13 protein-coding genes and 1 riboswitch are annotated in these 14015 nt (G+C 52.5%); of the genes, 12 read left to right on the forward strand and 1 reads right to left on the reverse strand.

The features are described from left to right. Positions 1-74 precede the first annotated feature (74 nt). Positions 75-187, forward strand: a riboswitch (guanidine-I (ykkC/yxkD leader). A 57-nt stretch (positions 188-244) separates the two neighbouring features. The 7 genes from NSU01_RS08520 to NSU01_RS08550 all read left to right on the forward strand — a co-directional run bounded on the left by NSU01_RS08520 (position 245) and on the right by NSU01_RS08550 (position 8020). Then, positions 245-610, forward strand: a complete 366-nt coding sequence (locus tag NSU01_RS08520) for a multidrug efflux SMR transporter (RefSeq protein WP_076242534.1) — start codon at positions 245-247, stop codon at positions 608-610. 1 nt (position 611) lies between these two features. Beyond that, positions 612-926 carry a multidrug efflux SMR transporter gene (locus tag NSU01_RS08525; protein WP_042134787.1) on the forward strand — a complete coding sequence of 105 codons (315 nt, stop codon included), beginning with the start codon at positions 612-614 and terminating at the stop codon, positions 924-926. A 123-nt stretch (positions 927-1049) separates the two neighbouring features. Continuing rightward, positions 1050-1913, forward strand: a complete 864-nt coding sequence (locus NSU01_RS08530; protein ID WP_076242535.1) for an aldo/keto reductase — start codon at positions 1050-1052, stop codon at positions 1911-1913. 794 nt (positions 1914-2707) lie between these two features. After that, complete coding sequence (locus NSU01_RS08535; RefSeq protein WP_042134790.1) at positions 2708-4150, forward strand: PTS mannitol transporter subunit IICBA; 1443 nt, start codon at positions 2708-2710, stop codon at positions 4148-4150. 202 nt (positions 4151-4352) lie between these two features. Continuing rightward, the gene (locus NSU01_RS08540; protein WP_042134792.1) at positions 4353-6419 is read left to right on the forward strand and encodes a BglG family transcription antiterminator; all 2067 of its coding nucleotides are present in this window, start codon (positions 4353-4355) and stop codon (positions 6417-6419) included. 21 nt (positions 6420-6440) lie between these two features. Then, complete coding sequence (locus tag NSU01_RS08545; RefSeq protein ID WP_039308269.1) at positions 6441-6875, forward strand: PTS sugar transporter subunit IIA; 435 nt, start codon at positions 6441-6443, stop codon at positions 6873-6875. After that, positions 6875-8020, forward strand: a complete 1146-nt coding sequence (locus tag NSU01_RS08550) for a mannitol-1-phosphate 5-dehydrogenase (protein WP_042134794.1) — start codon at positions 6875-6877, stop codon at positions 8018-8020. Before NSU01_RS08545 ends, NSU01_RS08550 begins: the two co-directional genes overlap by 1 nt. A 158-nt stretch (positions 8021-8178) precedes the next feature. On the opposite strand, the gene NSU01_RS08555 is transcribed toward NSU01_RS08550, so the two are convergent. Next, on the reverse strand, positions 8179-9252 hold the full coding sequence (locus NSU01_RS08555; RefSeq protein WP_076242536.1) for a M42 family metallopeptidase: 1074 nt from the start codon (positions 9250-9252) through the stop codon (positions 8179-8181). 334 nt (positions 9253-9586) lie between these two features. On the opposite strand from NSU01_RS08555, the gene NSU01_RS08560 reads away from it, so the two are divergent. The 5 genes from NSU01_RS08560 to NSU01_RS08580 all read left to right on the forward strand — a co-directional run bounded on the left by NSU01_RS08560 (position 9587) and on the right by NSU01_RS08580 (position 14015). Beyond that, positions 9587-9757, forward strand: a complete 171-nt coding sequence (locus tag NSU01_RS08560) for a hypothetical protein (RefSeq protein ID WP_156118565.1) — start codon at positions 9587-9589, stop codon at positions 9755-9757. 133 nt (positions 9758-9890) lie between these two features. Next, positions 9891-10388 carry a stage V sporulation protein AC gene (spoVAC, locus tag NSU01_RS08565; RefSeq protein ID WP_042134798.1) on the forward strand — a complete coding sequence of 166 codons (498 nt, stop codon included), beginning with the start codon at positions 9891-9893 and terminating at the stop codon, positions 10386-10388. A 3-nt stretch (positions 10389-10391) separates the two neighbouring features. After that, on the forward strand, positions 10392-11426 hold the full coding sequence (spoVAD, locus tag NSU01_RS08570; protein ID WP_042134800.1) for a stage V sporulation protein AD: 1035 nt from the start codon (positions 10392-10394) through the stop codon (positions 11424-11426). Further along, positions 11423-11773, forward strand: a complete 351-nt coding sequence (gene spoVAE, locus NSU01_RS08575; RefSeq protein WP_042134802.1) for a stage V sporulation protein AE — start codon at positions 11423-11425, stop codon at positions 11771-11773. The genes spoVAD and spoVAE overlap by 4 nt, the downstream gene beginning before the upstream one ends. A gap of 1285 nt (positions 11774-13058) precedes the next feature. Then, complete coding sequence (locus NSU01_RS08580) at positions 13059-14015, forward strand: MoxR family ATPase (RefSeq protein ID WP_076242537.1); 957 nt, start codon at positions 13059-13061, stop codon at positions 14013-14015.

Raw genomic sequence — 14015 nt, forward strand, 5'->3', positions numbered from 1 at the left:
AGCGGTGCCGGAAGAATATAGGGGTTGCTTTTCGCAGCGCAATTTGCTAACATACGATGTAACTTAATAATGCTTTATTTGTTCTCTAGGGTTCCGCAGCTGTTGTGCGATGCTGGTCTGGTCCGAGGGAGAACGCACGGAGTGTACCATGGCCGTGTATACACGGAGGGATAAAAGCCCGGGAGGTATCGTCATACGACGATAACCTTCCGGGCTTATTTTATTTTCAGGAGGCAGAAGAGAAATGAGCAAAAATAACAACAGCAAGTCATGGGCAATGATTGCAGGTGCCGCCTGCTTTGAAGTGGTATGGGTAATCGGGCTGAAGCACGCTGTGGCCCCCTGGGAATGGGCGATAACGATAGTAGCAATATTGGTCAGCTTCTACGCCCTCATATGGGCCAGCGGCAGGCTGCCGGTCGGTACAGTCTACGCTGTATTTGTCGGGCTCGGGACTGCGGGAACCGTTCTGGCCGGAGGAATCCTGTTCGGTGAGCCGCTGCGTCCGCTGAAGCTGATATTGATACTGGTGCTGCTGGCCGGAGTCGTCGGTCTGAAGCTGGCCACGCCTGCGGATGGGCCGGATAAGCAAGCAAAGGAGCTGAATTAATATGGCATGGGTAATGTTGATTGCTGCCGGGTTATGTGAAATGTTCGGGGTGGCCATGATTGGTAAGCTGCATAAGAACCGCAACTGGCAGTCTGCAGGCCTGCTTGTGCTCGGTTTTGGTGCAAGCTTCCTGCTGCTTTCACTGGCGATGGAGAGCCTGCCGATGGGGATAGCTTACGCAATCTGGACAGGGATTGGCGCGTCTGGAGCGGCGATTATGGGTATGGTGTTCTATGGTGAGGCCCGCGATCCGCGGCGCATTTTCTGCATTGTGCTGATTCTTGGAGCTGTAGCCGGGCTAAAGCTGATCGGCTGATTTTGCTGCCTCTGCTGAAAGTTTATGATTTGGACACTTGCCGGATGTTTCGGGAAGGTTAATATGGTAAGTATAGTAAGTAGCAAGCCACACCATTCATCCTATAAGGAGACTTCCATTATTATGAGCAAACCTGTATCTGATACTATCCTTATGCCGGACGGAGCTGTGCTGCCCAGACTGGGCCAGGGAACCTGGACCATGGGCGAGCATGCAGCAAACCGCGCTGAAGAAATTGCTGCATTGCGCCACGGTGTTGAGCTGGGAATGAATCTGATTGATACTGCTGAAATGTATGGAGACGGCCGTTCCGAGGAGCTTGTCGGTGAAGCGGTGCGGGGAATCCGTGACAAGGTGTTCCTGGTCTCCAAGGTCTATCCGCATAATGCTGCAGGAGCCGCACTAATCCGCAGCTGTGAAGCAAGCCTGAAGCGGCTGGGCACCGATCATCTGGATCTGTACCTGCTTCACTGGCGGGGGACTCTTCCGCTTGAGGAGACTGTAGAGGGAATGGAGGCTCTGGTCGCTTCCGGCAAAATCGCGCGCTGGGGCGTCTCCAATTTCGATACGCCCGACATGCAGGAGCTGCTGCGTATTCCCGGCGGCAATCACTGCGCAGTGAACCAGGTGCTCTACCATCTCGGCTCCAGAGGCATCGAGCATGAGCTGCTGCCATGGCTGAGCGGACACAAAATTCCTGTAATGGCGTATTCTCCGCTGGCCCAGGCAGGAACCCTGAGAAAAGGATTGACGGAGAATGAGACCGTGCAGAGGATTGCCCGGAATCATGAAGCGACTCCGCTGCAGATTCTGCTCGCCTGGAGCATCCGTGAAGCAGAGGTGATGGCGATTCCCAAGGCGGGCACCCGCCAGCATGTGGAAGAGAATGCAGCCGCCGGCAAGCTTGTGCTTACGTCGGATGAGCTTTGGCAGCTGGACGATGCTTTTCCGCAGCCGTCATGGAAGGTTCCGTTGGATATGATTTGAGAACGAGAACTAAGTATGATACGCATGACAAACATCACAAGACAAGGCTGTCCTCATAAAGGGGGCAGTTTTTTTGTTGTTTGGAAATCATGATATTCTGCGAGGGTAAACGGGCCAAATGTATGCGAAAAACCGAATACAATGCGCTACTGCAAGCGTAACCGGACCAAATGTATGTGAAAAACCGAACAAAATGAGCTACTGCGAGGGTAGCCGGGCCGAATGTATGCGAAAAATCGAATACAATGAGCCGCTGCGAGGGTAACCGGGTCAAATGTATGCGAAAAACCGAACACAATGAGCCGCTGCGAGGGTAACCGGGCCGAATGTATGCGAAAAATCGAATACAATGAGCTACTGCGAGGGTTACTAGGCCAAATGTATGCGAAAAATCGAATACAATTTGCATCCCTAGAAGAAATGAGGAGCATAAGTAGCAACTGGCAATCCAGCAACTTTGTGCGGTTATTTTGTGCGGCGAGGCTGGCGGATATGATAAATAACGGTATTCGGGTGCATCCTAAAAGGGGAATGCGGCGGACAGAAGGTTTTGTCAACAGAGCGGAGTATCCTTATTAACAGGCCAGCAATAGGTCATTCGGAGTAGTGAAAACACCATACTTAAGCCCCTTGGCAGGAACTCTTAAATGATGTCAACAACATTCATGACGAAACCGTGTTTTCAATTTGGTGACAAAGAAAGCGCTTTGATTTACGATGTGTTCATAGGAGATAACCTTTCACAAAGAAGTAAACGAAGGGGTCTCATTCAATTAATTAGGGGGGCATTTTAAATGGCCACAACGGCAACTCAGCAAACTTCATCCGGTGGTGCGCGGGTAAAAGTCCAGCAATTCGGACGCATGCTCAGCGGTATGGTTATGCCGAATATCGGCGCATTCATCGCATGGGGGTTAATTACAGCATTATTTATTCCAACCGGCTGGTATCCAAATGAAAGCCTAGCAGCTCTGGTTGATCCAATGATCAAATATTTGCTTCCGCTGCTGATCGGATATACCGGCGGTCAGATGGTTCACGGCAAACGCGGCGGTGTTATCGGGGCAGTAGTTACAATGGGGGTTATTGTCGGATCCTCTATTCCGATGTTCCTTGGAGCTATGCTGGTCGGTCCGCTGGCTGGCTGGGTATTGAAGCAATTTGACAAAGCGGTTGACGGCAAAATCAAAGCCGGCTTCGAAATGCTCGTTAATAACTTCTCACTCGGTATTATCGGTGGCCTACTATCCGTTGGAGCACTTAAAGGTATTGGACCTCTGGTTGAAGGCTTGACCAACATATTGTCCAATGGTGTTGAGTTCCTGGTAAATCATAATCTGCTGCCGCTCATCAATATTATCATTGAGCCAGCCAAAGTATTGTTCCTGAACAATGCGATCAACCATGGTGTACTTGGACCAATCGCGCTTGAACAATCACAACGGGTAGGTAAATCTATTCTATTCATGCTTGAATCGAACCCTGGTCCAGGTCTTGGTATCCTGCTTGCTTACTGGCTGGTTGGTAAAGGCTCTGCTAAATCTTCCGCACCGGGCGCAATCATCATTCACTTCCTGGGCGGTATTCATGAAATCTACTTCCCTTACATCCTGATGAACCCGCGTCTGATCCTTGCCGTTATCGGTGGCGGTGTATCCGGTACATTCACCTTCCAGATGCTGGGTGCAGGTCTTGTAGCTTCTCCTTCTCCAGGCAGTATCTTTGCATACTTCGCGATGACACCTAAGGGCGGATATCTTCCAATGCTGGCCGGGGTTATCGTTGCAACCGTCGTGTCCTTCGCTCTTGCAGCCCTGTTGTTGAAGACTGTTAAGAAGAACGACGAAGAAGAAATGGATATTGAGGAAGCAGCAGCCAAGGTGAAAGACATGAAATCTGCCGGAACTGCAGCTCAAACTGCGGCAACTGCAACTACTGTAGCTGCTAATGTACGCACTAAAGCCAATGTGAACAAAATCGTCTTCGCTTGTGACGCAGGGATGGGTTCCAGTGCGATGGGCGCTTCCGTCCTGCGCAAGAAACTGCAAAGCGCAGGGGTTAACATTACGGTTGTGAACTCTGCTGTCAGTGAAATTCCTGCGGATGCCGACATCGTAGTTACGCAGAAGACACTTACTGACCGTGCCATTGCCGTGAATCCAAACGCTGAGCACATCTCGATCGACAACTTCCTGAAGAGCCCGAAATATGATGAGCTCGTGGAACGTTTGAAGTAAGACGCAGAAGTGTAAGATAAATTAATAAGCATAATGTCAAATAAGGAGACGCTGGCCGCCAAAGCCAGCGTTTGTCCCCAAATATAAGAAAGTATATGTTCCACTATACTTTACCTTATATTTCTTGCTGAAACGGATGCCGTCCCTTAGAGGACGGCATAGCCGTTTCTACTTGGTGTAGGGCGGAGGGTGTTCGCGGAATATGAGGAAAATTACCGCCAGACAGCGCCAGATTATATGGCTTCTGCTCGGAGTCAGCGGAGAAATTACGGCTGCTGAAATCGCTGAGGCTACCGGTGTGAGTGTAAGAACCGTTCACCGGGAGATGGAGGACATAGAGTCTGCGCTGAAGAATTTTGGTGTGAATCTGATCAAAAAATCGGGAAAAGGCATACAATTGAACGGCCCGGAGGCCGGTCTTGCGGAGCTGCGCCTGTTTTTGCGGGAAGAGAAGCCGGCGGAATATTCTGGAGAAGACCGCAAGGTGTATGAGCTCTGCGCCCTGCTGGAGGCGGAAGAGCCGGTGAAGCTGTTCACGCTCGCGCATTCACTTAAGGTAACAGTCGCTTCTGTAAGTTACGATCTGGATGAACTGGAGCAATGGGTCCGTAAATTCGGCCTGGAGCTGGTCCGCAGAAGAGGCTACGGCGTTGAAATCACCGGCAGTGAGATCGATAAGCGCCGGGCGATTGGCCGGCTGGCCGCCGAGCATCTGGATCTGTCTGATCTGGTTGGCCATGGCTCCCAGACCGAGAGCAACCCGGTCTTCCGTGTTCTGTTGTCTACGGTAGGGAAATCCAATCTCATGGAGGTAGAGAATACCCTGTGGGATATGGAATGGAAATGGACCGCTGAGCTTCCGGAAATTGTCTACATGGAAATGCTGCTGGGTCTAGCCGTGACGACCAGGCGGATTGAAATTGGCCGGAGCATTGACAGCGGTGAAGAAGCGGGGTATTCCAGAATGTCTGATCACCGCAACATTGCCGGGTCCGAGAACTTTGTCCAGCAGCTCGGAGCGGCGCTTGGGATGGAAATTCCCCGGGCAGAGGTCTTGTATATCGCTGGATTATTCGACCGGGTGCAGGATTCATTCTCTTCTGCCGGCTTTGCCTACGGCGATATTGAGTTAATGGAGATCGTCTACAAGCTGACGGAGAGTGTGGTCAAACGGACAGGGCTTCCTTTCCAGAGTGACCGTTCCCTGCGCGAAGGATTGCTGGAGCATATCGATCCCGCCCTGAAGCGGATTCGGGAAGGCACACGCATCCGCAATCCGCTGCTTGGGCCGATCCGCCGGGATTATGAGTATCTGTTCAACATCGTCCGTGCCTCCGTAGAGGATATGCAGCTTGAGCTTGAAATTCCGGATGAAGAAATCGGATTTCTGGTGATGCATTTCGGGGCTTCCGTCGAGCGGCTTAATCAGCTAAGGCGTAATGTCAGAGCCATTCTGGTCTGTGCCAGCGGACTCAGCTCCTCCCGTCTGCTGGCTACCCGGCTGACCAAAGAAATGCCGCAGATTGAGATTCTCGGCAATATTTCCTGGTATGAAGCCGCACGGCTGCCGGATGTGGACTACGACCTGATTATATCTACCATTGATCTGCCGATTGATAAGGAACGTTATATCAAAATCAGCCCCCTGCTCACAGGGGAAGAGATAGAGAAACTGCTGAATTATATTCAGAATACAACGCTGCGTGAGCGGGAATCAGGCCCATTAGGTGAGCAGGACCGGACTATGCGGGATGAGGCTTCACTGGAGCGGCTGAAGAGCTACAAGGGGATTCTTGATGAAATGGTCAGCCTGCTGGAGCGGTTCCGGTTCCATCCCATTGACAACAAGGATATGGATTTGTCTGCAACACTGGTGGAAATGCTGGCACTGCTGAATGGAAGCGGCGTAATTGGGGATGCGGACATTGTGCTGGAGCGCCTGCTGGAGCGGGAGCGGATGACCAGTCAGGTAATACCGGACACGGGGCTGGCGCTTTTCCACACCCGGAGCAGCCATATTCATCTGTCATCGCTTACGTTGTACCGGCTGCGCCAGCCTGTGATTCTGGAGGGAGACACTGAGGTTAGAGTGATTCTGCTTATGCTGGCTCCGCGCAGACTGTCCAAGGAGAGTCTGGAGGTGCTCAGCGAGATCAGCGCTTTGCTGCTTAATTCCGAACTGGTACAATTGCTGGAGGAGCGTACGGAGCCTGAGATCCGGGGATATTTGTCCTCGGAGCTGCTTCATTTTTTCCAAAATAAAATTTAATTTGAAAGTGAGAGAAACCATATGAGTATACTGTCAGAAAATAAAGTAATTATGCACGGTGCCGCTAAAGATAAATACGAAGCGATCACTATGGCGGGTAAGCTGCTTGTCGATGCAGGACACGTAACGGAAGAATATATTCCCAAGATGCTGGAGCGCGAGGAAGTGGTGTCCACCTACATGGGCGGAGGGCTGGCGATTCCCCACGGTACCAAGGAAGCACGGCCGTTCATCAAATCCACAGGACTGTCTGTAATCCGTTTTCCGGACGGTGTGGATTTCGGCGGGGATGAGCCGGCATTCATAGTGATCGGTATTGCTGCCGCAGGCGACGGGCATATGGAGGTCCTGACCAACGTGGCGATGATTTTCACAGAAGATGATGCCATTGAGCGCGTAATGAATGCTCCAACGGCTGCTGATGTGATCGCGATCTTCGAAGGAGGCATGGAATAATGAAGGCTGTCCATTTCGGAGCGGGCAATATCGGCAGAGGTTTCATCGGACTGCTGCTGTCGCAGGCAGGGTATGAAGTAACTTTCGTGGATGTAAATGAGGCGTTTGTATCCCAGCTTCAGGAGCGCGGCGAGTATCCGGTAACGCTGGCCAGCGATGGTCAGGAAACGGTAGTCGTCAAAAATGTAACTGCACTCAGCAGCGTAACTCACGGTGAAGAAGTTGCCGCAGCCATTGCTGAAGCCGATCTGGTTACCACAGCTGTCGGCGTGTCGATTCTGAAGCATATTGCGGGGGTTCTGGCTGATGGCATCAGCAGACGGGTAGCGGTCTCTTCCGCACCGCTGCATGTGATTGCCTGCGAGAACGCGATTGGCGGCAGTGCCCAGCTCAAAGAGCTGGTGTATGCCAAGCTTGATGAAGCAGCCCGCGCCAAAGCGGACGCTTCTGTTGCCTTCCCGAACGCAGCTGTGGACCGGATTGTTCCATTGCAGCAGCATGAGGATATTCTGAAGGTAGTCGTAGAGCCATTCTATGAGTGGGTCGTAGATTCCTCCCAGATGATTCCGGGCTATACACCGGTTGAAGGTGTGCATTACGTGGATAACCTGGAGCCTTATATCGAGCGTAAATTGTTCACCGTGAATACCGGACACTGCTCCGCAGCGTATCTTGGCTTCCTGCGCGGGTACGAAACCATCCAGCAGGCTATGGCAGATGAAGCTTTGACTGCACAGGTCCGTGAAGTGCTGGAAGAAACCGGCGCAGTGCTGATCCAGAAGCATGGCTTCGATCAGGCAGAACACAGCAAGTATATCGACAAAATCCTTGAGCGCTTCCGCAACCCGGCGCTGACCGATGAAGTGTCCCGTGTAGGCCGTTCGCCGCTGCGCAAGCTGTCGCCGAATGACCGTCTGGTGTCACCGGCTCTCCAGGCTTATGACAGAGGGCTAAATTATGCTGCCCTGACCCGCTCTATGGCCGGCGCATTGCTGTTCAATGTCAGCGATGACCCGGAAGCAGTGGAACTGCAGGCAGCGATTGCCGAGCTAGGCGCAGAAGCTGCTCTGGCGAAGTATACCGGCATTGCTGCTGACCATCCGGTTCATAAGTCCGCGATGGAGCAATATGCGAAGCTGAAATAAATCAATAGAAGTACAGCCGCAGGGGCAACCTATCCCTGCGGCTTTTTGCGCTTCCGGTGCGTATAATCACGGCATAACAAATACGGCGCCCCCTTTGTAAGAGAGGCACCGTAGTAAGTAAGGCTGGCATAACCATACCCGCCGAATTAAAGCACTGCTTAGCTGTTTTCAAGAATCGTCTGCAGTGTAGTGCGGTCCAGGCCTTCAACCAGCTTGACCAGCAGCTCCTTGGCTGCTGCATAATCATCGCTATGAATAATGGAAGTAGCCGTATGGATATAGCGTGAACAGATTCCGATAACCGCCGAAGGAATGCCGATCCCGCTGACATGCACCTGACCGGCGTCCGTTCCCCCCTGGGAGACGAAATACTGGTATTTAATCCGGTGAGTGTCCGCCGTATCCTGAACGTATTCAATCAGCCCGCGGTGGGTAATCATCGTAGGATCGAAGATGCGCAGCAGCGCGCCTTGTCCCAGGTGGCCGAAGGCCTGACGGTCGCCGGTCATATCGGCAGCAGCACTGGCATCCAGGCCGAAGAAAATATCCGGCTGAAGCAGATTGGCCGCGGTCCGCGCACCGCGCAGTCCGACTTCTTCCTGGACGGTGGCGCCGGAATAGACGGTATTCGGTAATTTTTTGCCATGTAATTCCTTCATTAATTCAATCGCCAGACCTACGCCATAGCGGTTGTCCCAGGCTTTGGCCATAATCTTCTTCGGATTGGCCAGCGGGGTGAACGGACAGACCGGCACAACCTGCTGCCCCGGAGCAACGCCGAAGCTCTGCGCTTCCTCGCGGCTGTCCGCACCGATATCTATGTACATTTTGCCGATATCGCCGGTCTTGCCCCGCTCCTCCGCGCTAAGCAAGTGGATCGGTGTGCTGCCGACAACGCCATTCAGCGTTCCTTTCGGGGTAATAATCTGCAGCCGCTGCGAAGCCACAGCCGAAGCAAGCCATCCGCCCAGCGGCGTGAACCGGATCATTCCGTTGTCCGTGATGCCGGTAACCATGAATCCCACTTCATCCAAATGTCCGGCGACCATGATCTTGGGGCCGTTCGCCTCACCGCGCAGTACGCCGAACAGGCTGCCCAGGCGGTCCTGCACGAATTCATCGGTGTAAGGCATCATCGCCTCTTTGACGTAAGCGCGTAATTCACGCTCGAAGCCGGGGGCTGAAGGAAATTCAGTCAATGTTTTGAACAAGTCGAGTGTTTCTGGATTCATACACATATCGCTCCTTTTTACACTTATATAGGATGAACTTAAGTTATCGATAAAAGATAAAAATTTATATGCTCCGCGCATAAATTATCCTTATCTTTCTCGCTGAAACGGTACCTTCCTAAAAAGGACGGCAAGGCCGTTTCCACTTGTCAGGATCAGGTGTTATTGCAGTTCCTTCTCGCTTTTGGTTATTTTCTTTTGTTCATCTTACCCAGTATGAACATTGTTACGCCGATTGTCCATGGCAGGAGGGCATATGAACACAGTGACCCGGGAAGCGAATACTATGTTGTAAGGGCTCTGCAGGCAGGAGCCGGGAAAGGAAGCGAGGAGAATGTGGCTATCAGGAAGCGTAGCCGCAGCAGGCAATCGGGGAGTGCCCAGGAAGGTGCAGGCCCGCGGGCTGCACAAGCGGTACCCCCGCCGGTACCGGCGGGACAATGAAGCTGTGCTGATACTGGTGCTGTTTATGCTGCTGATTGTTGTGCTGCTTTATTTTTCCTGAGCTTAAGGGGACATAACGGGGCCGCCTATAGTGAACAATAAGGAAAAACATTGTATTGAAGCACAACCCGGAGGGACGGGAAATGCGTATCCCGCTGCCCGCTCCCTTTCGTATCCTACAGGAGGTGTCTGTATTGCCGGCGAAAACAAAGAAATCAGGCGTCAAGCTGCGGCTTGATACTTTGACCCCGCAGGATTATCAGGAATTGGCCAAGCCTTATGTGCCATCCCGTCCTGTATTCAAGAATTGTATGCGAGCCTTCCTATCCGGCGGCTTGATCTGTGTGCTTGGACAAGGCATCCAGGAAGCATTCATGGCAATATTCGATATGACTTCCCGCGAAGCAGCCAGTCCAACAGTTGCTATTCTGATTCTGCTCTCGGTCATTCTCACCAGCTTCGGTGTGTATGACAAGCTTGCCCAGTGGTGCGGTGCGGGTTCAGCGGTGCCCGTCACAGGTTTCGCCAACAGTATGTGCTCCGCTGCTCTTGAACACCGGGCTGAAGGGCTCGTACTCGGCGTTGGCGGCAATATGTTCAAGCTGGCCGGATCAGTCATTGTGTTCGGTGTGGTTGCCGCATTTGTTGTAGGTGTAGTGTATGCCGTTATGGGCTGGGGAGGTGCACATTAAACGATGAAGCAGCTCGGCAGTCAGACCTGGGAATTTACCAACCGTCCGGTCATTCTAGGCTCTTCCGCAGTAGTAGGTCCGGAGGAGGGAGAGGGCCCGCTTGCTTCAAGCTTTGATTTTATCTACGACTCACTGGAAATGGGCGAGAAGACATGGGAGAAGGCAGAGCGCGCATTGTTCGAAAAAGCTTCCAAGCTCGCGCTCATGAACGCGAATCTGGAGCAGGAGAAGCTGGAGTTTTTTGTCGGCGGTGATCTAATGAACCAGATCATCAGCAGCTCCTTCGCCGCGCGGAAGCTTGGCGTGCCTTATCTTGGCGTCTTCGGCGCCTGCTCCACTTCCATGGAGAGTCTGGCTATCGCCTCCATGATTGTCGACTCCGGCGGCGGCAAGTACGCACTGGCAGGCACATCAAGCCATAACTGTACGGTGGAGAAACAATTCCGTTATCCTACAGAATACGGCTCCCAGAAGCCCCCAACCGCCCAATATACCGTTACAGGCTCAGGTTGTGCAGTAATTGGTGTTAATGATGGTACTGTAAAGGGCCCTCTTGTGGTATCAGCGACGCTTGGGCGTATTATGGACCTTGGCCTGAAGGACCCGTTCAATATGGGAACCGCCATGGCACCGGCTGCTGCTGATACCATTACAGCACATTTCAGGGATACGGGATTGTCGCCCGGCCATTACGATCTTATCGTGACGGGGGACCTTGCTTCCGTTGGTCTGCCGATTGCCAAAGATCTGCTGGCCAAAGAGGGCATTCCCATGGAGCAGACAGTCTTTAACGACTGTGGTCTTATGATCTATGACCTGGACAAGCAGAAATATGTCATTGCCGGAGGAAGCGGCTGCGGCTGTTCTGCGGTAGTGACCTACGGGCACATTCTGAGCCGGTTGAAAAAAGGTGAATTGAAACGGGTACTGATTGTGGCGACCGGAGCACTGCTATCACCTTTGTCTTATCAGCAAGGGGAGAGTATTCCGTGCGTAGCCCATGCGGTAGCCCTGGAGAGCGGAGGTGAAGGAGCATGATTTATTTGTGGGCTTTTCTGGTCGGGGGAGCCATTTGCGTTATCGGGCAGCTGATGTTCGATGTGCTCAAGCTGACGCCCGCCCATACCATGAGTACGCTGGTCGTACTCGGTGCGGTGGCCGATGCGTTCGGGATTTATGATCCGCTGGTGAAGTTCGCCGGTGCGGGGGCGAGCGTCCCCATTACCAGCTTCGGGAATTCCCTGGTCCATGGCGCGCTGACAGAGCTGGAGCGGGACGGATGGGTCGGGGTAGTCACCGGGATCTTCGACGTAACCAGTGCGGGGATATCCTCCGCGATTGTTTTCTCATTCCTGGCGGCGCTTGTTGTCCGGCCGAAGGGCTAGGGTGAACGGAAATGGTTTTGGGATGAGGATAAGTGAGAATAGGAAGGCCGCCTTTGGCGGTCTTTTTACTTTGGCATTAGCCTGTAAACCTGAACAAAGTCAACTGATTTTAAAGATAGTAACTATAAATTTGCGGTATGCGATTGCGGTGGAGAGTGGGTGGAATAAGGGAAGGGAGAGAGTCGCTTTGATATTCCGGGAAGTAGAGGTACCTTTGAGAGAAATTGAGATAGGCTAAGTGTTGGTATGTGAGGTGTAAGTACGTCTGACTGTGAGCTTGAGGTATAGGCTAGATGCTGGAATGTGAGGTAGAGGTAACTTTGAATTGGATTCAATAGGCTATTAGAGAAAATGAGGTGCCGCTGAAAGGGCTGGAAGTTGGCTGAGTGCGAGAATGAGAAGTGCTAATGAAAGGGCTGGAAGTTAGCTGAGTGCGAGAATGAGAAGTGCTAATGAAAGGGTATGAAGTGAGCTTAGCGTGCAAAAGTGGATATAGCAGTAACTCTGGACCGGCAGGTTAGCGGAGCGCTAAGAAGAACCGACAGAAATCTTTCACAAATTACAACAATTCAGAGATCAAATCTGCCGAAACGCAAAAATCTTGCAGGATATACAACAATACAGCGCTCTAAGCCGCCAAGTCGCCGGAAATGTTGTAAAAAGTACAACAATACCGGATTTGCCCCCTCTAAACGCGAGAAATCCTGCAAAAAGTACAACATTATCTATTTGCCTACGAACACACCAGCTCCCGAACACCCTAGCTCTACCCAACGCACCAGCGCTCCAAACAGATCACCCTCGAACGAACCAAACCAGCCCTACCCAACACCTCAGCCCCGAACGCACCAGCGCTAACGCACGTACCAGCCTTCCCGAACACCCCCAACTCTACCAACACCCCAGCCCTACCTAACACCCCAGCCCCGCCTGCTAATTCCGCCATGAAGTCAGTATTTCTTCGAACTCGGTAAAAGCGGGCAACCGCAACTAAATGAGAGATAGCTGTGACGCTCACCTTGCCAGTGGCTTCCCGGCGGGCTCTCCTCCGGGCTATTTGTCAGCAGCCGCCCTGCCGGCGGGACTGTCATCAATAGCAGACACTCAGCACGGGAAATGCCGCAGACGGAAGATGCTGTGTTTTGCTGCGCCCCATAAGTGTTTCTTTTTGACAAATCTCGTAAGCCGCTCTATAATTTCACGGCCCCTAACATGTACTTTCACTACTCGAATCATGTAAAATGTATATATTACTGCTTATTCTGACATAGGAGGTTTACCATATATGCCCGTACGTCAAGAATCTACGCAAATTATGAACGCTGTCCGCACTAATCTGGAATCCTGTATACTCGGTAAAAGCTTCGAAATCGAACTGCTGCTCACGGCACTCCTTGCCGGCGGACATGTCCTGATTGAAGATGTTCCGGGGACTGGCAAAACGCAGCTAATCCGGGCGCTATCCCGTTCCATGTCTGGTGAATACCGCCGGATTCAGTGCAATCCCGATATTCTTCCGAGTGATATTACCGGTGTATCTGTCTATCATCCGCGCGATGAGATGTTTCACTTCCGCCCGGGGCCGGTCATGACCAATATTCTGCTTGCCGATGAGATTAACCGGGCGACCACCAAGACCCAGTCCGCACTGCTTGAGGTCATGGAGGAGCGCAATGTGACGGTCGACGGGGAGACCTATCCTCTGCCGCATCCGTTCATGCTCTGCGCAACACAGAATCCGATAGACTTCGAAGGCACCTATACCCTTCCCGAGGCCCAGCTGGACCGCTTCATGCTGCGGATCAGCCTGGGTTATCCCGATGCCGAGACGGAGAAGAATCTGCTGATTACCCATCAGCAGGGCCAACCGGTGGACAAGCTGATTCCGGTCACCGGAATGGACACCATTGCCGCCATCCAGGAGGAGATCCGCGATATTTATATCAGCGATCCGGTCCTGAACTATCTGCTGGATGTAGTCCGGCAGACGCGGGAGCACCCGCTTGTACTCCTTGGCGCAAGCCCCCGGGCATCCTTGTCGTTCATGATGGCATGCAAGGCTTATGCTTTCCTGCAAGGCCGCGATTATGTTCTGCCTGACGATGTGAAGACCCTTTCACCTTATGCGCTGGGACACCGCATTCTGCTGCGGCCGGAATCACGCCTTGATAATGTCAGCGTGGATTCCCTGCTGCAGAAGCTGCTGCAGAGCATTCATGTGCCTGTAACCATGAGGCAATAA

The organism is Paenibacillus sp. FSL H8-0259 (assembly GCF_037963255.1).
In the GTDB taxonomy this organism is placed as follows: domain Bacteria; phylum Bacillota; class Bacilli; order Paenibacillales; family Paenibacillaceae; genus Paenibacillus_AQ; species Paenibacillus_AQ phytohabitans.